This is a genomic window from Enterovibrio litoreus (assembly GCF_045679545.1).
Lineage (GTDB): Bacteria > Pseudomonadota > Gammaproteobacteria > Enterobacterales > Vibrionaceae > Enterovibrio.
Genome location: NZ_CP166194.1, coordinates 617,328 through 639,673, shown reverse-complemented (window position 1 = coordinate 639,673; position 22,346 = coordinate 617,328). Strand labels below are relative to the sequence as shown.

Here is a 22,346-nt window from a genome sequence, read left to right as displayed (position 1 = left end):
ATCGTTGAGGGTGCAAACTCAACCACAATACCCGCGATGGGTCTTTGATTGTTGAGTAGTGATATTTCATCATTCCGCTGTCTAGATGAAACAGAGTTGAAAATATATGAAATCATCCTATCGAATCTTTGACAGCGCTCACCAATTTTACCAATGTTCGGGCGGCAGAACTAGGTGTTACCTGTTTCTGTTGAAAAACACTCTGTTGCCCTTAGTGTCCAAATCGGCATGTTATACCGAGCAAGCTCAAGCATAAGTCCAATATATGCATTGAACCTAGCTTTCCCTGTCTTATTGCTAGGGCAAGCTTGCCTTTACCACCCGCATTCGCCCCCCTTTGCCAAAAACGACAGACACAAAAAAGCCGCCTCACAAGGAGGCGGCTTTCAGAATTTTACGTTGCGCGTATTACATCATCGACAGCGTCAGGAAGAAGCCCGCGATAGTTGCACTCATCAGGTTAGATAGCGTACCAGCGGCAACAGCCTTCATACCGAAACGAGCGATGTCGTGACGACGTGTTGGTGCGATGCTACCCAAGCCACCCAGTAGGATTGCTACTGAAGATAGGTTAGCGAAGCCACACAGTGCGAACGAGATGATAGCGACAGTCTTGTCAGACAGATCTGGAATCATTGGCGTGAAGTTCAGGTAAGCAACGAATTCGTTAACAACGATCTTCTGACCGATGAAAGAACCGGCAAGATCTGCTTCAGCCCATGGAACACCAATCAAGAATGCCAGTGGTGCGAAGACTTTACCCAGTACCCACTCAAGCGTCAGACCTTCAACGCCGAACCAGCCACCGATACCGCTCAACATGCCGTTAACCAGTGCGATAAGACCGATGAATGCCAACAGCATTGCACCAATGTTCAACGCCAGTTGCATACCAGATGAAGCACCGCCAGCGGCTGCATCAATAAGGTTTGCAGGTTTGTCTTCGTCAGCATCATCTGAATCAGTACCAAACTGTTCAATTGGCTTGTCAGTTTCAGGCTTGATGATTTTTGCGAACAACAGGCCACCTGGTGCTGCCATGAACGACGCTGCAATGAGGTAAGAAAGTGGAACACCCATCGCTGCGTAACCAGCGAGTACACCACCTGCTACAGATGCCATACCACCACACATTACCGCAAACAGCTCAGATTGAGTCATCTTTGGTACGTATGGACGAACAACCAGTGGCGCTTCAGTTTGGCCAACAAAGATGTTTGCTGTTGCTGACATTGATTCCGCGTGAGACGTACCCAGAACCTTACGCAGTGCACCGCCCAATACGCGGATAACAAGCTGCATGATGCCTAGGTAGTAAAGAACGCTGATCAACGCTGAGAAGAAAACAACGGTCGGCAGAACTTGGAACGCAAAGATAAAACCGATGCCATCTACAGAGAAGTTCACTAGGCTACCGAACAGGAAGCCGATGCCATCTTTACCATAGTTGATAACATTCTGAACAGCATTAGCCATGCCGTTCAACAAGGTTTGTCCCCACGGAACAAACAGGATAAATCCACCCAGGAGGAACTGGATAGCAAACGCACCACCAACGGTACGCAGGTTGATTGCTTTGCGGTTGTCAGACAGAAGTACGGCGATTAGCAGCAGTACAACCATCCCTACAATGCTCATAATCAGGCTCATAATATGGGTTCCTAAAGAAGTCTTGGCGTATCGACAGATTGGGAGTGTTATTCCGGCCGAGATTATACTCATGAGATCGGTTGCAAAGGAATGCACGAGTCACGGTTTGGATGAAAATTTCGATGCAATTCACTCGAAACAGTGATGCAGATCTATTTTTGTGACCTATGCACGACGCAAACGATTGGGCAAACGATGACGATCAGCTGTTGAATGCAAAACAATCGTTCGCATTCCGTGATGTTGTGTGAATAACTTCCTCGACATCCACTCCTTTTAATTTAGACAGTGCAGCCGCAATCAATGGCAATCGTTCCGGTAAATTAGGTTCCCCTTGAAATCCGGATACAGGCATATCTGGCGAATCTGTCTCCAACACCATGGCTGAAAGCGGCAATGCTTTAACAGCATTTCGCGTTTTATTGGCTCGCTCATAAGTAATTGTTCCCCCGATTCCTAGCAAAAAACCACGACGAATGTAGTTCATTCCTAGTTGCTCGCTGCCACTGAACGCATGTAATACGCCCTTTACACGCGGGAATTCGTTAAGAAGTTGTAGCAATTCATTGTGCGCTTTTCGGCAATGCAAGATCACGGGCAATTGATATTTTTCAGCCAATGCGAGTTGAGCACGAAGCTGTGTTATTTGTTTTTCCGGCTGTGGATTGTCGATAGCAAAGTCCAATCCACACTCCCCAACAGCAACACAAGCTTTAGGGGCAAAAGACAATGCGTGATCAAGCTTTTCAATGTCGTCATCATGATGCTCATGCAACCAAACAGGATGAAGGCCAAGAGCAAAGTATATAGAGGGAAATGTATTCGCCAGATTCGCGGTGGACTGCCAGTTACTGACCGCAACCGATGGCACGATAAGATGGTGAACTCCCGCAGCCGCACTGCGACTTACCCAGTTCGCCGTTTCATCATCAAAGGGCGGAAAATCAAAATGGCAATGTGTGTCTATCATACAGAATCCTTATCCAATCCTTTTAGCATACAAAAAAGCCGTCTAAATAGACGGCCAGTTTTGTACTCAAATGCCAATTTTCGGTTTTCGTTAGATAACAAAATCGCGAAATCGCAATCAGCGTGAATTAGTGCTCACGAGTTGCGCGGAAGATAACATCTGGGTGGCGCTCTTGCGTCAGATTCAAATTCACCATGGTTGGCGCGATGTAGCTAAGGTTGTCACCACCATCTAACGCGAGGTTCGTTTGGTTCTTACGCTGGAAATCTTCGAGTTTCTTCGCATCGGAACAATCAACCCAACGCGCCGTGGCAACGTTGATTGGCTCATAAATCGCTTCAACGTTGTATTCAGATTTCAGACGGGCAACAACCACATCAAACTGAAGCACACCGACTGCACCCACGATCAAGTCATTTGAGATAAGCGGACGGAATACCTGCACCGCACCTTCTTCTGACAATTGAACCAGACCTTTGAGCAATTGCTTTTGCTTCAATGGATCACGCAGACGGATACGACGGAACAATTCAGGCGCAAAGTTAGGGATGCCTGAGAACTTCAGATCTTCACCTTGTGTAAACGTATCACCAATCTGAATCGTACCGTGGTTATGTAAACCAATAATGTCGCCCGCGTAAGCATCAGCGGCGCGAGAGCGATCACCCGCCATAAAGGTCACAGCATCAGAGATAGAGACTATTTTGCCGGTTCGAACATGCTTCATCTTCATACCTTGGCTGTATTTGCCAGATACGATACGCATAAACGCAATACGGTCACGGTGTTTTGGATCCATGTTCGCTTGGATCTTAAAGACAAATCCGCTGAACTTCTCTTCAGCAGACTCGACAACACGCTCATGGGTTTGACGAGACAGTGGTCGTGGTGCCCACTCAGTCAAACCATCTAGCATGTGGTCAACGCCAAAGTTACCGAGTGCGGTACCAAAGAATACCGGTGTCAGTTCACCGCTCAGGAAAAGCTCGCGATCGAACTCATGAGAAGCGCCGATAACGAGCTCAAGCTCATCACGCAACTGCGCCGCCAAATCGCTCCCCACAGCCGCATCAAGCTCTTCATTGTCGAGCCCTTTAATAATGCGCGTTTCTTGAATGGTATGACCTTGGCCTGATTGGTACAAAATCGTCTCATCACGATGAATGTGATAAACACCTTTGAATTCTTTACCACAGCCGATCGGCCAAGAAATAGGTGCACAAGCGATCTTCAGTTCGTTTTCTACTTCATCAAGCAGTTCCATTGGGTCGCGAATCTCACGGTCCAATTTGTTCATGAATGTCACGATAGGTGTGTCACGAAGACGTGTAACTTCCATTAGCTTACGGGTGCGATCTTCAACACCTTTCGCGGCGTCGATCACCATCAGACAAGAATCAACCGCGGTGAGAGTACGATAAGTATCTTCTGAGAAATCTTCGTGTCCCGGCGTATCAAGCAGGTTAACGAGGCAACTGTTATATGGAAACTGCATGACCGAGGTGGTGACAGAGATACCACGTTCTTTTTCCATTTCCATCCAGTCTGATTTCGCATGCTGGTTAGACCCACGGCCTTTTACGGTACCGGCTTTCTGGAGCGCGTTTCCGAACAACAACACTTTTTCAGTGATGGTAGTTTTACCGGCATCCGGGTGCGAAATGATCGCAAACGTACGGCGCTTGTCGACTTCTTGCTGGAAAGGAGAGTTTGTCATGCTTAGGTTTTTCCGGGTTAGACAATACGGTTAATGATCTTGAAGGCGTTCGCGCATTGTACATCAATTCAAATCGGCGGGTATTTTGTACGATCTGACGATCATACTCAACGACTGCTCAATAAAATCCCTATCTATATTGCCAAAAGTTAATTCACTAAAACAAATAAGATCGAAACAACAACAAATTGACTATCTGATAAATAAGACACGCTGTAAACCACACTGACAAATGCGAAGCCGATCGCACTTAACCAAAAAAGTGCTCATTTTTCAACCATATGGTTTGCGTCAAAAAAGAAAAAATATTTACAAATTGCGTCACCTTTTTGGCATTTCATGTAACAACTCCGAGTGCTTATTGTTGTCTTGCATAGTAATATGGATGAGACTGATGTATCGCGTGAGAAACACGCATCTAAATTTATCTTTCTGCAGGAATAAGATTCATGGATTCGATTATCACCAAGCAGGCTGCAAAAGTAGTTTCAGTAAACGGTAACCCTCACGTCAAGATTAACGGACAAGAAGTCCCCGTTGCAGAACTGGCAGAGTTAACGTCAGGCACTGAGCTCATCCTCCCCCTAGGTGCGGGAGCGCTTCTTCAATTGGAAGATGGCAGTTTAATACCTGTAGGTGAAATGGAATCCAACATTGCATCAACGGACGAATTCAGCGTTGATGACGAAATCGCCGCGATTCAAGAATTACTTCTTAATGAAGACTTTGACCCGACGCAAGAATTAGAAGCGACAGCTGCGGGTAACACCGCGTCAGGCTCAGGCTCTTGGGGTTTCCAAGCGATCGGACGAGAAGGTGCGGCGACAATTGCGCAGGCGGGGTTCGATAGTGAAGCAACGGCACGCGATTTTGCTACGACAAGAATATTGAGAGAAGAAACAGACACCCCTGCAGCAGTGACCAATGATGCGGATATAGAGAGTACAGCTACATTCACTCTAAGCTCCACTACTGCGGGCAATGACATCGTTGAAGGCGGACAGATCACCTACACGGTCACTTTAGGCGCAGTAGCCGACGAAAACATCACCGTCACCCTAAGCAACGGCCAGACTATTTTCATTGAAGCCGGAGAATTATCGGGTTCTGTCGACGTCAATGTCCGTGCTGATGATCTCTACACCCAAAACGATGACGACATTTCAGTGTCCATCGAGAGCGTCTCAGAAAACAATTTTGATCAGATTGAGCTTGTTGGCACCGTGACAAACAAGGTTGTGGATGATAATGACGCACCAACCTTAACTCTGACGGGTGACACTACCGTTACCGAGGGCGAAAGTGCGAACTACACATTAAGCCTATCGGATGCGCCAACCGAAACAATGACCGTCATCGTCGTGGTTGGCCACAAAACCACAGAAGATGGCGACATCATTCCTGTTGAAAAAACATTCACGTTTGAGCCAGGGCAGACAGAAGTGTCGTTCACTATCGATACTTTGGATGACGCCTTGATTGAGACAACGGACGAAGACGTGCTTAGCGTTACCGTAACAGGCGCAACCAACGGTGGTTTTGAAAAGGCACCAGAGTTGCCGCCAGTTTTTGAAACCTCAATTAATGACGAAGATGGCACGAATCCAGATAACGACCGTGAAGAAGACATCACGGTTAAGATTGAAGCGACGGACAACCGCGCCATCGAAGGTGACGCGGGCGACACGGTGACCTTCACCGTCAGCCGCTCGGTCGACAACGGCTTCGACACCACGGTCAAGCTCTCCCTGGTCGACAGCGATGCCGAGACCCTGTTTAACGCAGGCGACATCCTGTCCGTCAAGATTGGCGACACCCTATACGAAGGTGACGCCCTGAAGGCGTTGTTTACCGCCCCTGGCGTCGACATCACCTTTAATGACACCACCGGCAACAGCATCGACGTGGTCATCACGCCGAACGACGATGCCCTGCTCGAGAACACCGAGAACTTCACCGGCACCATCACCGCGGTGGACGGCGGCAACGGCACCATCGACAACGGCAGCGCTGACGCCTCGTTCAGCGATGAGCCAGGCAGCGATGACAACAAGCGTGAAGAAGATCTTACGGTCCAAATCGAAACCGTCACTGGCAAAGGCACGGCGGCGGAAAGCCAGGACGAGTCGGTCCAGTTCGTGATTTCCCGCTCGGACAACAACGGCAAGGACACCACGGTCAAGTTCACCCTCGGCAGCGACGCGGCCATCGACTTTACCGCCGACGACATCAAGTCCATCACCATCAACGGTGGTGAGCCACTGAGCAAGGCGCAAGTCGAGGCCCTGCTGAACGGCACCGGCATTGAGCTGGTCCTCTCGGGCGACAGCAGTGACATCGTGGTCACCATCACCCCGAACGACGACAAGCTCCTGGAAAACACCGAAGCCTTCACCGGTAATATCGAAGTCATCGCAGACAGCAATGGCTTGGTTAACGGCTCGGTGGAAACCGGCAAAGGCAGCGCAGACGGCGCCTTCACCGACAAGAAGGCCGATGACGAAGTCACCAACGAAGATCTGCTGGTGAAAATCGAGACCGCAGAGAACAAAGGCGCGGCGGCAGAAAGCCAGGACGAGTCGGTTCAGTTCGTGATTTCCCGCTCGGACAACAACGGCGAAGACACCACGGTTAAGTTCACCCTAGGCAGCGACGCGGCCATCGACTTTACCGCCGACGACATCAAGTCCATCACCATCAACGGTGGTGAGCCACTGAGCAAGGCGCAAGTCGAGGCCCTGCTGAACGGCACCGGCATTGAGCTGGTCCTCTCGGGCGACAGCAGTGACATCGTGGTCACCATCACCCCGAACGACGACAAGCTCCTGGAAAACACCGAAGCCTTCACCGGTAATATCGAAGTCATCGCAGACAGCAATGGCTTGGTTAACGGCTCGGTGGAAACCGGCAAAGGCAGTGCAGACGGCGCCTTCACCGACAAGAAGACCGATGACGAAGTCACCAACGAAGATCTGCTGGTGAAAATCGAAACCGTCACTGGCAAAGGCACAGCAGCAGAAAGCCAGGACGAGTCGGTTCAGTTCGTGATTTCCCGCTCGGACAACAACGGCGAAGACACCACGGTTAAGTTCACCCTCGGCAGCGCTGCGGACGTGGATTTCACTGCGGACGACATCAAGTCCATCACTATCAACGGTGGTGAGCCACTGAGCAAGGCGCAAGTCGAGGCCCTGCTAAACGGCACCGGCATTGAGCTGACATTGACGGGCGACAACAGCGACCTGACTGTCACCATCACCCCTAACGACGACAAGCTGCTGGAAAACACCGAAGCCTTCACCGGTCACATCACCGTGATCGCAGACAGCAACGGTTTGGTCAACGGCGCCATCGCCAAAGACGACGCTGAGCAACCGCTCGACAGCGCGGACGGCCAGTTCACCGACAAGAAGACTGACGACGAAGTCACCAACGAAGATCTGCTGGTGAAAATCGAGACCGCAGAGAACAAAGGCGCGGCGGCAGAAAGCCAGGACGAGTCGGTTCAGTTCGTGATTTCCCGCTCGGACAACAACGGCGAAGACACCACGGTTAAGTTCACCCTCGGCAGCGCTGCGGACGTGGATTTCACTGCGGACGACATCAAGTCCATCACCATCAACGGTGGTGAGCCACTGAGCAAGGCGCAAGTCGAGGCCCTGCTAAACGGCACCGGCATTGAGCTGACATTGACGGGCGACAACAGCGACCTGACTGTCACCATCACCCCGAACGACGACAAGCTCCTGGAAAACACCGAAGCCTTCACCGGTAATATCGAAGTCATCGCAGACGGCAACGGTTTGGTCAACGGCTCGGTGGAAACCGGTAAAGGCAGCGCAGACGGCGCCTTCACCGACAAGAAGGCCGATGACGAAGTCACCAACGAAGATCTGCTGGTGAAAATCGAGACCGCAGAGAACAAAGGCGCGGCGGCAGAAAGCCAGGACGAGTCGGTACAGTTCACCATCTCGCGCTCGGACAACAACGGCGAAGACACCACGGTTAAGTTCACCCTCGGCAGCGACGCGGCCATCGACTTTACCGCCGACGACATCAAGTCCATCACCATCAACGGTGGTGAGCCACTGAGCAAGGCGCAAGTCGAGGCCCTGCTGAACGGCACCGGCATTGAGCTGGTCCTCTCGGGCGACAGCAGTGACATCGTGGTCACCATCACCCCGAACGACGACAAGCTCCTGGAAAACACCGAAGCCTTCACCGGTAATATCGAAGTCATCGCAGACAGCAATGGCTTGGTTAACGGCTCGGTGGAAACCGGTAAAGGCAGTGCAGACGGCGCCTTCACCGACAAGAAGGCCGATGACGAAGTCACCAACGAAGATCTGCTGGTGAAAATCGAAACCGTCTCCGGCAAAGGCGCGGCGGCGGAAAGCCAGGACGAGTCGGTCCAGTTCGTGATTTCCCGCTCGGACAACAACGGCAAGGACACCACGGTTAAGTTCACCCTCGGCAGCGACGCGGCCATCGACTTTACCGCCGACGACATCAAGTCCATCACCATCAACGGTGGTGAGCCACTGAGCAAGGCGCAAGTCGAGGCCCTGCTAAACGGCACCGGCATTGAGCTGACATTGACGGGCGACAACAGCGACCTGACTGTCACCATCACCCCGAACGACGACAAGCTCCTGGAAAACACCGAAGCCTTCACCGGTAATATCGAAGTCATCGCAGACAGCAATGGCTTGGTTAACGGCTCGGTGGAAACCGGTAAAGGCAGCGCAGACGGCGCCTTCACCGACAAGAAGACCGATGACGAAGTCACCAACGAAGATCTGCTGGTGAAAATCGAGACCGCAGAGAACAAAGGCGCGGCGGCAGAAAGCCAGGACGAGTCGGTTCAGTTCGTGATTTCCCGCTCGGACAACAACGGCGAAGACACCACGGTTAAGTTCACCCTCGGCAGCGACGCGGCCATCGACTTTACCGCCGACGACATCAAGTCCATCACCATCAACGGTGGTGAGCCACTGAGCAAGGCGCAAGTCGAGGCCCTGCTGAACGGCTCCGGCATTGAGCTGGTCCTCTCGGGCGACAGCAGTGACATCGTGGTCACCATCACCCCGAACGACGACAAGCTCCTGGAAAACACCGAAGCCTTCACCGGTAATATCGAAGTCATCGCAGACAGCAATGGCTTGGTTAACGGCTCGGTGGAAACCGGTAAAGGCAGTGCAGACGGCGCCTTCACCGACAAGAAGGCCGATGACGAAGTCACCAACGAAGATCTGCTGGTGAAAATCGAGACCGCAGAGAACAAAGGCGCGGCGGCAGAAAGCCAGGACGAGTCGGTTCAGTTCGTGATTTCCCGCTCGGACAACAACGGCGAAGACACCACGGTCAAGTTCACCCTCGGCAGCGACGCGGCCATCGACTTTACCGCCGACGACATTGCGTCTATCACCATTGGTGATAAGACCCTGACGACTGACGAGATCGCCGATCTCCTCAACGGCAACGGCGTCAACGTCGTGCTGTCCGGTGACACCCTCAGCACCACCGTCACTATCACCCCTAACGACGACAAGCTGCTCGAGAACACCGAAGCCTTCACCGGTAATATCGAAGTCATCGCAGACGGCAACGGTTTGGTCAACGGCTCGGTGGAAACCGGTAAAGGCAGCGCAGACGGCGCCTTCACCGACAAGAAGGCCGATGACGAAGTCACCAACGAAGATCTGCTGGTGAAAATCGAAACCGTCTCCGGCAAAGGCGCGGCGGCGGAAAGCCAGGACGAGTCGGTCCAGTTCGTGATTTCCCGCTCGGACAACAACGGCAAGGACACCACGGTTAAGTTCACCCTCGGCAGCGACGCGGCCATCGACTTTACCGCCGACGACATCAAGTCCATCACCATCAACGGTGGTGAGCCACTGAGCAAGGCGCAAGTCGAGGCCCTGCTGAACGGCACCGGCATTGAGCTGGTCCTCTCGGGCGACAGCAGTGACATCGTGGTCACCATCACCCCGAACGACGACAAGCTCCTGGAAAACACCGAAGCCTTCACCGGTAATATCGAAGTCATCGCAGACAGCAATGGCTTGGTTAACGGCTCGGTGGAAACCGGCAAAGGCAGCGCAGACGGCGCCTTCACCGACAAGAAGACCGATGACGAAGTCACCAACGAAGATCTGCTGGTGAAAATCGAGACCGCAGAGAACAAAGGCGCGGCGGCAGAAAGCCAGGACGAGTCGGTACAGTTCACCATCTCGCGCTCAGACGACAACGGCGAAGACACCACGGTCAAGTTCACCCTCGGCAGCGACGCGGCCATCGACTTTACCGCCGACGACATTGCGTCTATCACCATTGGTGATAAGACCCTGACGACTGACGAGATCGCCGATCTCCTCAACGGCAACGGCGTCAACGTCGTGCTGTCCGGTGACACCCTCAGCACCACCGTCACTATCACCCCTAACGACGACAAGCTGCTCGAGAACACCGAAGCCTTCACCGGTAATATCGAAGTCATCGCAGACGGCAATGGCTTGGTTAACGGCTCGGTGGAAACCGGCAAAGGCAGTGCAGACGGCGCCTTCACCGACAAGAAGGTCGATGACGAAGTCACCAACGAAGATCTGCTGGTGAAAATCGAGACCGCAGAGAACAAAGGCGCGGCGGCAGAAAGCCAGGACGAGTCGGTTCAGTTCGTGATTTCCCGCTCGGACAACAACGGCGAAGACACCACGGTTAAGTTCACCCTCGGCAGCGACGCGGCCATCGACTTTACCGTCGACGACATCAAGTCCATCACTATCAACGGTGGTGAGCCACTGAGCAAGGCGCAAGTCGAGGCCCTGCTGAACGGCACCGGCATTGAGCTGGTCCTCTCGGGCGACAGCAGTGACATCGTGGTCACCATCACCCCGAACGACGACAAGCTCCTGGAAAACACCGAAGCCTTCACCGGTAATATCGAAGTCATCGCAGACAGCAATGGCTTGGTCAACGGCTCGGTGGAAACCGGTAAAGGCAGCGCAGACGGCGCCTTCACCGACAAGAAGACCGATGACGAAGTCACCAACGAAGATCTGCTGGTGAAAATCGAGACCGCAGAGAACAAAGGCGCGGCGGCAGAAAGCCAGGACGAGTCGGTTCAGTTCGTGATTTCCCGCTCGGACAACAACGGCAAGGACACCACGGTTAAGTTCACCCTCGGCAGCGACGCGGCCATCGACTTTACCGCCGACGACATCAAGTCCATCACCATCAACGGTGGTGAGCCACTGAGCAAGGCGCAAGTCGAGGCCCTGCTGAACGGCACCGGCATTGAGCTGGTCCTCTCGGGCGACAGCAGTGACATCGTGGTCACCATCACCCCGAACGACGACAAGCTCCTGGAAAACACCGAAGCCTTCACCGGTAATATCGAAGTCATCGCAGACAGCAATGGCTTGGTTAACGGCTCGGTGGAAACCGGCAAAGGCAGCGCAGACGGCGCCTTCACCGACAAGAAGGCCGATGACGAAGTCACCAACGAAGATCTGCTGGTGAAAATCGAAACCGTCTCCGGCAAAGGCGCGGCGGCGGAAAGCCAGGACGAGTCGGTCCAGTTCGTGATTTCCCGCTCGGACAACAACGGCAAGGACACCACGGTTAAGTTCACCCTCGGCAGCGACGCGGCCATCGACTTTACCGCCGACGACATCAAGTCCATCACCATTGGTGATAAGACCCTGACGACTGACGAGATCGCCGATCTCCTCAACGGCAACGGCGTCAACGTCGTGCTGTCCGGTGACACCCTCAGCACCACCGTCACTATCACCCCTAACGACGACAAGCTGCTCGAGAACACCGAAGCCTTCACCGGTAATATCGAAGTCATCGCAGACGGCAATGGCTTGGTTAACGGCTCGGTGGAAACCGGCAAAGGCAGTGCAGACGGCGCCTTCACCGACAAGAAGGCCGATGACGAAGTCACCAACGAAGATCTGCTGGTGAAAATCGAGACCGCAGAGAACAAAGGCGCGGCGGCAGAAAGCCAGGACGAGTCGGTTCAGTTCGTGATTTCCCGCTCGGACAACAACGGCGAAGACACCACGGTTAAGTTCACCCTCGGCAGCGACGCGGCCATCGACTTTACCGCCGACGACATCAAGTCCATCACCATTGGTGATAAGACCCTGACGACTGACGAGATCGCCGATCTCCTCAACGGCAACGGCGTCAACGTCGTGCTGTCCGGTGACACTCTCAGCACCACCGTCACTATCACCCCTAACGACGACAAGCTCCTGGAAAACACCGAAGCCTTCACCGGTAATATCGAAGTCATCGCAGACAGCAATGGCTTGGTTAACGGCTCGGTGGAAACCGGTAAAGGCAGTGCAGACGGCGCCTTCACCGACAAGAAGACCGATGACGAAGTCACCAACGAAGATCTGCTGGTGAAAATCGAGACCGCAGAGAACAAAGGCGCGGCGGCAGAAAGCCAAGACGAGTCGGTTCAGTTCGTGATTTCCCGCTCGGACAACAACGGCGAAGACACCACGGTTAAGTTCACCCTCGGCAGCGCTGCGGACGTGGATTTCACTGCGGACGACATCAAGTCCATCACTATCAACGGTGGTGAGCCACTGAGCAAGGCGCAAGTCGAGGCCCTGCTAAACGGCACCGGCATTGAGCTGACATTGACGGGCGACAACAGCGACCTGACTGTCACCATCACCCCTAACGACGACAAGCTGCTGGAAAACACCGAAGCCTTCACCGGTCACATCACCGTGATCGCAGACAGCAATGGCTTGGTCAACGGCTCGGTGGAAACCGGTAAAGGCAGCGCAGACGGCGCCTTCACCGACAAGAAGACCGATGACGAAGTCACCAACGAAGATCTGCTGGTGAAAATCGAAACCGTCACTGGCAAAGGCACAGCAGCAGAAAGCCAAAGTGAGTCGGTTCAGTTCGTGATTTCCCGCTCGGACAACAACGGCGAAGACACCACGGTCAAGTTCACCCTCGGCAGCGACGCGGCCATCGACTTTACCGTCGACGACATCAAGTCCATCACCATCAACGGTGGTGAGCCACTGAGCAAGGCGCAAGTCGAGGCCCTGCTGAACGGCACCGGCATTGAGCTGGTCCTCTCGGGCGACAGCAGTGACATCGTGGTCACCATCACCCCGAACGACGACAAGCTCCTGGAAAACACCGAAGCCTTCACCGGTAATATCGAAGTCATCGCAGACAGCAATGGCTTGGTTAACGGCTCGGTGGAAACCGGCAAAGGCAGTGCAGACGGCGCCTTCACCGACAAGAAGGCCGATGACGAAGTCACCAACGAAGATCTGCTGGTGAAAATCGAAACCGTCTCCGGCAAAGGCGCGGCGGCGGAAAGCCAGGACGAGTCGGTCCAGTTCGTGATTTCCCGCTCGGACAACAACGGCAAGGACACCACGGTTAAGTTCACCCTCGGCAGCGACGCGGCCATCAACTTTACCGCCGACGACATCAAGTCCATCACCATCAACGGTGGTGAGCCACTGAGCAAGGCGCAAGTCGAGGCCCTGCTGAACGGCACCGGCATTGAGCTGACATTGACGGGCGACAACAGCGACCTGACTGTCACCATCACCCCGAACGACGACAAGCTCCTGGAAAACACCGAAGCCTTCACCGGTAATATCGAAGTCATCGCAGACGGCAACGGTTTGGTCAACGGCTCGGTGGAAACCGGTAAAGGCAGCGCAGACGGCGCCTTCACCGACAAGAAGGCCGATGACGAAGTCACCAACGAAGATCTGCTGGTGAAAATCGAGACCGCAGAGAACAAAGGCACAGCAGCAGAAAGCCAAAGTGAGTCGGTTCAGTTCGTGATTTCCCGCTCGGACAACAACGGCGAAGACACCACGGTCAAGTTCACCCTCGGCAGCGACGCGGCCATCGACTTTACCGTCGACGACATCAAGTCCATCACCATCAACGGTGGTGAGCCACTGAGCAAGGCGCAAGTCGAGGCCCTGCTGAACGGCACCGGCATTGAGCTGGTCCTCTCGGGCGACAGCAGTGACATCGTGGTCACCATCACCCCGAACGACGACAAGCTCCTGGAAAACACCGAAGCCTTCACCGGTAATATCGAAGTCATCGCAGACAGCAATGGCTTGGTTAACGGCTCGGTGGAAACCGGCAAAGGCAGTGCAGACGGCGCCTTCACCGACAAGAAGGCCGATGACGAAGTCACCAACGAAGATCTGCTGGTGAAAATCGAAACCGTCTCCGGCAAAGGCGCGGCGGCGGAAAGCCAGGACGAGTCGGTCCAGTTCGTGATTTCCCGCTCGGACAACAACGGCAAGGACACCACGGTTAAGTTCACCCTCGGCAGCGACGCGGCCATCAACTTTACCGCCGACGACATCAAGTCCATCACCATCAACGGTGGTGAGCCACTGAGCAAGGCGCAAGTCGAGGCCCTGCTGAACGGCACCGGCATTGAGCTGACATTGACGGGCGACAACAGCGACCTGACTGTCACCATCACCCCGAACGACGACAAGCTCCTGGAAAACACCGAAGCCTTCACCGGTAATATCGAAGTCATCGCAGACGGCAACGGTTTGGTCAACGGCTCGGTGGAAACCGGTAAAGGCAGCGCAGACGGCGCCTTCACCGACAAGAAGGCCGATGACGAAGTCACCAACGAAGATCTGCTGGTGAAAATCGAGACCGCAGAGAACAAAGGCGCGGCGGCAGAAAGCCAGGACGAGTCGGTTCAGTTCGTGATTTCCCGCTCGGACAACAACGGCGAAGACACCACGGTCAAGTTCACCCTCGGCAGCGACGCGGCCATCGACTTTACCGTCGACGACATCAAGTCCATCACCATCAACGGTGGTGAGCCACTGAGCAAGGCGCAAGTCGAGGCCCTGCTGAACGGCACCGGCATTGAGCTGGTCCTCTCGGGCGACAGCAGTGACATCGTGGTCACCATCACCCCGAACGACGACAAGCTCCTGGAAAACACCGAAGCCTTCACCGGTAATATCGAAGTCATCGCAGACAGCAATGGCTTGGTTAACGGCTCGGTGGAAACCGGTAAAGGCAGCGCAGACGGCGCCTTCACCGACAAGAAGACCGATGACGAAGTCACCAACGAAGATCTGCTGGTGAAAATCGAGACCGCAGAGAACAAAGGCGCGGCGGCAGAAAGCCAGGACGAGTCGGTTCAGTTCGTGATTTCCCGCTCGGACAACAACGGCAAGGACACCACGGTTAAGTTCACCCTCGGCAGCGACGCGGCCATCGACTTTACCGCCGACGACATCAAGTCCATCACCATCAACGGTGGTGAGCCACTGAGCAAGGCGCAAGTCGAGGCCCTGCTGAACGGCACCGGCATTGAGCTGGTCCTCTCGGGCGACAGCAGTGACATCGTGGTCACCATCACCCCGAACGACGACAAGCTCCTGGAAAACACCGAAGCCTTCACCGGTAATATCGAAGTCATCGCAGACAGCAATGGCTTGGTTAACGGCTCGGTGGAAACCGGCAAAGGCAGCGCAGACGGCGCCTTCACCGACAAGAAGACCGATGACGAAGTCACCAACGAAGATCTGCTGGTGAAAATCGAGACCGCAGAGAACAAAGGCGCGGCGGCAGAAAGCCAGGACGAGTCGGTTCAGTTCGTGATTTCCCGCTCGGACAACAACGGCGAAGACACCACGGTTAAGTTCACCCTCGGCAGCGACGCGGCCATCGACTTTACCGCCGACGACATCAAGTCCATCACCATCAACGGTGGTGAGCCACTGAGCAAGGCGCAAGTCGAGGCCCTGCTGAACGGCACCGGCATTGAGCTGGTCCTCTCGGGCGACAGCAGTGACATCGTGGTCACCATCACCCCGAACGACGACAAGCTCCTGGAAAACACCGAAGCCTTCACCGGTAATATCGAAGTCATCGCAGACAGCAATGGCTTGGTTAACGGCTCGGTGGAAACCGGTAAAGGCAGCGCAGACGGCGCCTTCACCGACAAGAAGGCCGATGACGAAGTCACCAACGAAGATCTGCTGGTGAAAATCGAGACCGCAGAGAACAAAGGCGCGGCGGCAGAAAGCCAGGACGAGTCGGTTCAGTTCGTGATTTCCCGCTCGGACAACAACGGCGAAGACACCACGGTTAAGTTCACCCTCGGCAGCGACGCGGCCATCGACTTTACCGCCGACGACATCAAGTCCATCACCATCAACGGTGGTGAGCCACTGAGCAAGGCGCAAGTCGAGGCCCTGCTGAACGGCACCGGCATTGAGCTGGTCCTCTCGGGCGACAGCAGTGACATCGTGGTCACCATCACCCCGAACGACGACAAGCTCCTGGAAAACACCGAAGCCTTCACCGGTAATATCGAAGTCATCGCAGACAGCAATGGCTTGGTCAACGGCTCGGTGGAAACCGGTAAAGGCAGCGCAGACGGCGCCTTCACCGACAAGAAGACCGATGACGAAGTCACCAACGAAGATCTGCTGGTGAAAATCGAAACCGTCACTGGCAAAGGCACAGCAGCAGAAAGCCAAAGTGAGTCGGTTCAGTTCGTGATTTCCCGCTCGGACAACAACGGCGAAGACACCACGGTCAAGTTCACCCTCGGCAGCGACGCGGCCATCGACTTTACCGTCGACGACATCAAGTCCATCACCATCAACGGTGGTGAGCCACTGAGCAAGGCGCAAGTCGAGGCCCTGCTGAACGGCACCGGCATTGAGCTGGTCCTCTCGGGCGACAGCAGTGACATCGTGGTCACCATCACCCCGAACGACGACAAGCTCCTGGAAAACACCGAAGCCTTCACCGGTAATATCGAAGTCATCGCAGACAGCAATGGCTTGGTTAACGGCTCGGTGGAAACCGGTAAAGGCAGTGCAGACGGCGCCTTCACCGACAAGAAGACCGATGACGAAGTCACCAACGAAGATCTGCTGGTGAAAATCGAAACCGTCACTGGCAAAGGCACAGCAGCAGAAAGCCAGGACGAGTCGGTCCAGTTCGTGATTTCCCGCTCGGACAACAACGGCGAAGACACCACGGTTAAGTTCACCCTCGGCAGCGACGCGGCCATCGACTTTACCGTCGACGACATCAAGTCCATCACTATCAACGGTGGTGAGCCACTGAGCAAGGCGCAAGTCGAGGCCCTGCTGAACGGCACCGGCATTGAGCTGGTCCTCTCGGGCGACAGCAGTGACATCGTGGTCACCATCACCCCGAACGACGACAAGCTCCTGGAAAACACCGAAGCCTTCACCGGTAATATCGAAGTCATCGCAGACAGCAATGGCTTGGTCAACGGCTCGGTGGAAACCGGTAAAGGCAGCGCAGACGGCGCCTTCACCGACAAGAAGACCGATGACGAAGTCACCAACGAAGATCTGCTGGTGAAAATCGAAACCGTCACTGGCAAAGGCACGGCGGCGGAAAGCCAGGACGAGTCGGTCCAGTTCGTGATTTCCCGCTCGGACAACAACGGCGAAGACACCACGGTTAAGTTCACCCTCGGCAGCGACGCGGCCATCAACTTTACCGCCGACGACATCAAGTCCATCACCATCAACGGTGGTGAGCCACTGAGCAAGGCGCAAGTCGAGGCCCTGCTAAACGGCACCGGCATTGAGCTGACATTGACGGGCGACAACAGCGACCTGACTGTCACCATCACCCCGAACGACGACAAGCTCCTGGAAAACACCGAAGCCTTCACCGGTAATATCGAAGTCATCGCAGACAGCAATGGCTTGGTTAACGGCTCGGTGGAAACCGGCAAAGGCAGCGCAGACGGCGCCTTCACCGACAAGAAGACCGATGACGAAGTCACCAACGAAGATCTGCTGGTGAAAATCGAGACCGCAGAGAACAAAGGCGCGGCGGCAGAAAGCCAGGACGAGTCGGTACAGTTCGTGATTTCCCGCTCGGACAACAACGGCGAAGACACCACGGTTAAGTTCACCCTCGGCAGCGACGCGGCCATCGACTTTACCGTCGACGACATCAAGTCCATCACCATCAACGGTGGTGAGCCACTGAGCAAGGCGCAAGTCGAGGCCCTGCTGAACGGCACCGGCATTGAGCTGGTCCTCTCGGGCGACAGCAGTGACATCCTGGTCACCATCACCCCGAACGACGACAAGCTCCTGGAAAACACCGAAGCCTTCACCGGTAATATCGAAGTCATCGCAGACAGCAATGGCTTGGTTAACGGCTCGGTGGAAACCGGTAAAGGCAGTGCAGACGGCGCCTTCACCGACAAGAAGACCGATGACGAAGTCACCAACGAAGACATCACGGTTAAGATTGAAGCGACGGACAACCGCGCCATCGAAGGTGACGCGGGCGACACCGTGACCTTCACCGTCAGCCGCTCGGTCGACAACGGCTTCGACACCACGGTCAAGTTCTCCCTGGCCGACAGCGATGCCGAGACCCTGTTTAACGCAGGCGACATCCTGTCCGTCAAGATTGGCGACACCCTATACGAAGGTGACGCCCTGAAGGCGTTGTTTACCGCCCCTGGCGTCGACATCACCTTTAATGACACCACCGGCAACAGCATCGACGTGGTCATCACGCCGAAGGACGATGCCCTGCTCGAGAACACCGAGAACTTCACCGGCACCATCACCGCGGTGGACGGCGGCAACGGCACCATCGACACCGACAACGGCGCTGACACCGCGTCCGTCAAGGACAACGACAAATTAGTCATCACAGTAAAAGACGCAATCGTCACCGAAGAAGGCCTATCGAACGGTAATCCTGATAACACAGGCGAGCCAAGCGACAGTGCGACAGACACAACGGCCAATAGTATTGAAATTGATATCAATGTTGAGGACTACAACGACGTTAATGTCAGCTTTACGTTAGACGGTGAAGGAAACCCAACCTTTGAAGGTGGCCATCCAGATCTTAGCTCAGGGGATGAGCCCATTAATTGGACGGTCGATGGTTCTTCATTGATTGGATATAAAGGCGATGATGAGTCCGATATTGTGGTGACCGTCACTCTTGAACAAGGAAGTGACACTGCGAAACCATCGTACAGCGTCACTCTTCACCAACCCTTAGATCATAGTGATAAAGGTGTTGAAGATATTCAGGGACTGCAGCCAAACATTACTGTCGAAGGTAAAGGCGAACTAGCTGGTATTGATGCAGGACAGTCACATCTCGACATCAGCATTGAAGATGACATGCCAGTGATCGACCAGAGCTCTCAACCTGTAATTCCGTCCGGTACGGAAAAATCAAATGTTCAACTGATCTTAGATGTTTCAGGTTCAATGAGTTCTAGGATTCAGTTACTTGAAACAGCAATTTTAGCCATGCTGAAACAGTACGAAGCAGCGGGAACAGTAAAAGTCCAAATGCTACTCTTTAACACTTCTACTGAAGTGGTTGAGACGGATAATGGTGATACATGGATGACTGTCGCACAAGCCAAAGACATTATTGAAAGCAATATGTTTGAAGACATTGTTAGCCAAAATTATGCAACTTACTACGATAAAGCAATTAGTAAGTCCACGTCATCATGGATGGACCCTGGCAAAATTGAAGATGCAAAAAATACCACTTACTTCGTATCTGATGGTCAGCCAACTGATAATCATGAATTTAAAAATTCAGCCGAGTGGCACCAGCATTTAGAAGACAACAATATACGCAGTGAAGCCATCGGTATTACTAATAACCTTCTGGAGTCGGATCTAAACGGTATATCTCATGATGGGCAAAACAACACAACACTTGACCCAATTTTGGTGGGCGATGTTACTGATTTGTTCCCGATATTTAATCAATTAGCTGCGAGCGCAGTGAAGGGCCAATTATTTACCGACCAATCATTTGGTGCGGATGGGAAAGGATCAGTCACATTAACTATCGACTCTACAGACTACACATTTAATTTCGATAAAGATGGGAAGCCTACATTAGAGGGCGACTACGACGATCTATCATTTTCTGAAGGAAAACTGACCATTGTCGTTGATGGAAAACACACGCTAATTGTTGATATTAATACTGGTGGTTATGTTTTCCACCCATCATTTACCACTGAAAACCAATCCATCGAAATCGGTGTACAACTTACTGACGGCGATGGTGATAGCGCTTCTGCCACGCACACATTTGACGTTGCCGGACTGCCAAGTCTCGATGTTACAGATAGCAATAATGATGATTTAGGGGACAATACCGTCCTTGAAAATAATGGCAGCACCGATGCAGGGGAATTCACATTTACGGCAGACGCTGGGTTCAAGTCCATTACAATCGGTAACCAGACATTTACTTCAATCGTTGAATTACAAAATAACGTTGAAATCACTTTCGAAGGTGTAACGTTCAAGATTGAACAGGTCACGGATAATAACGGTGTAATTACTGTCAACTACACGGTTGTATCTATTGAAAGTAAGGATCATTCGTCCCATAACTCCAATAGCAACGCTGATGCGGGTGTTATTGTTGATCTTCCAATCGTCATCGTTGATCAAAACAACATCAGCGTGACCGATTCTATTTACGTCAATATAGCGGACACAGCTCCCAAAGCTGTTGATGACAACGTAACCACAGATGAAGACACCAAAATCGTTGGCAATGTCATTAGTGGTGATACCGATGGGATTGGACAAGACCAACTTGGTGCAGATTCAACTGCAGTCATGAGAATCCAAGCGCTTGTACAAAAAGGAAGCAGCAACACTTTCAAAAACAAATGGTTTGATGTACCTCAAGACGGGTCTAACCTGACTGTCGAATCCAAGTATGGCACTCTTATCATCAATAAATTTGGCGAGTATACGTTTACGCCAAATGAAGAGGCTAACAAGTTAAATGATGGTGACATCGAGAAACAGAACTTCAAATATGAATTGAAAGATAGTGACGGGGATACTGACACAGCAAATCTCGACATAGCCATCAATGGCGTCACTGATTTTGACAATGTCATCATAGACAAATTAGGTGGAATCAATTCCGTTTACCTTTCCGATGGGTTTGTAACCTCCTCCCCTGGTCACACCACCCCTTCGGGGGAAACGCCAAGTGTTACTGTGAATGGCGTCGTAATGCCTGGCGCTAATATTCCAGTCACTGATGGAAATGATTATGTTGATACAGGGACAGAAAATGACCATGTAGAGGGTGGTAAAGGTAACGACGTCATCTACCTTGGGTCAGGTAGTATCCACTTACCCGACAATATAATTCCAATGGATAGCAACGGCTCACCGATCGCAGCACAGTTCGTGACTCTTTCTGATAAAGACATTTTCCAAAACGGAAAAGAGAGCAACACACTGGGCAAATTCCAATCACCAACTTGGGCTGATGCCGCTCATGGTGCAGATGGAAACGATAAAATTTTTGGTCAAGAAGACGTAGATCTCATCTCTGGCGGTAAAGGAAATGACTACTTAGATGGAGGCTCTGGCACCGACTTCATCCGCGGGGGGTCAGATAACGACATCATCATTGGTGGCGCTGGCGATGATCTAATGCGTGGCGATGGCGGGAAAGATACTTTCTCTTGGGATCTCAGTCATGTTGATGCTGATACGGTTACAACAGACACCATCGTAGACTTCAATTTAAAAGATGATGTGTTAGATCTAGGTGATCTCCTATCAGCACCAAATGCTGGATACGCTATAGATGCCGAGTGGACTGGCTCTTGGGATGACTTGAGTAAACAAAGCCTAACCATCAAAATAGATATTGATGGTGATGCGAGTGGTGAAAATGGCTATGAACAACTTATTACCCTTGAGAATATCACTGGCAATATCAGAGACGGGATTGTCATCAACACGCTCGTTGATGGAAAAGAGGCCACTTTAACTATCCAAGATAGTGATGGATATTTTGGCTCAACACCTCCCTCAATCGTCATTGACGTTGATAACAACTAAAACTCCTTAAGGGCTCGGCCAATCGGCCGATGCCCTTTTTGTATTTGTACATTTTTGTTTTTCTGAT

4 protein-coding genes are annotated in these 22,346 nt (G+C 52.9%); 1 reads left to right on the top strand and 3 read right to left on the bottom strand.

What is annotated here, in order from left to right; genetic code table 11:
- Window positions 1-408 precede the first annotated feature (408 nt).
- From AB8599_RS02715 to prfC, 3 genes are all read right to left on the bottom strand, one after another.
- Window positions 409-1,650, bottom strand: coding sequence for a NupC/NupG family nucleoside CNT transporter (locus tag AB8599_RS02715; RefSeq protein WP_407332277.1), 1,242 nt, complete (start codon window positions 1,648-1,650; stop codon window positions 409-411).
- Between the two features lie 202 nt (window positions 1,651-1,852).
- The gene (locus AB8599_RS02710; RefSeq protein WP_407332276.1) at window positions 1,853-2,620 is read right to left on the bottom strand and encodes a TatD family hydrolase; all 768 of its coding nucleotides are present in this window, start codon (window positions 2,618-2,620) and stop codon (window positions 1,853-1,855) included.
- A gap of 127 nt (window positions 2,621-2,747) precedes the next feature.
- Window positions 2,748-4,337 (bottom strand): peptide chain release factor 3, encoded by a 1,590-nt coding sequence (gene prfC / locus AB8599_RS02705; RefSeq protein WP_407332275.1) that lies wholly within the window; start codon window positions 4,335-4,337, stop codon window positions 2,748-2,750.
- Between the two features lie 449 nt (window positions 4,338-4,786).
- On the opposite strand from prfC, the gene AB8599_RS02700 reads away from it, so the two are divergent.
- Window positions 4,787-22,279: an immunoglobulin-like domain-containing protein gene (locus AB8599_RS02700; protein WP_407332274.1), complete on the top strand. Its 17,493-nt coding sequence runs from the start codon at window positions 4,787-4,789 to the stop codon at window positions 22,277-22,279.
- Window positions 22,280-22,346: the final 67 nt, after the last annotated feature.

Bases quoted from the DNA above. Each gene is read 5' to 3' on its own strand.
- AB8599_RS02700 (WP_407332274.1), top strand. From the start codon at position 4,787: ATGGATTCGATTATCACCAAGCAGGCTGCAAAAGTAGTTTCAGTAAAC.
- AB8599_RS02715 (WP_407332277.1), bottom strand. From the start codon at position 1,650: ATGAGCCTGATTATGAGCATTGTAGGGATGGTTGTACTGCTGCTAATC.
- prfC (WP_407332275.1), bottom strand. From the start codon at position 4,337: ATGACAAACTCTCCTTTCCAGCAAGAAGTCGACAAGCGCCGTACGTTT.
- AB8599_RS02710 (WP_407332276.1), bottom strand. From the start codon at position 2,620: ATGATAGACACACATTGCCATTTTGATTTTCCGCCCTTTGATGATGAA.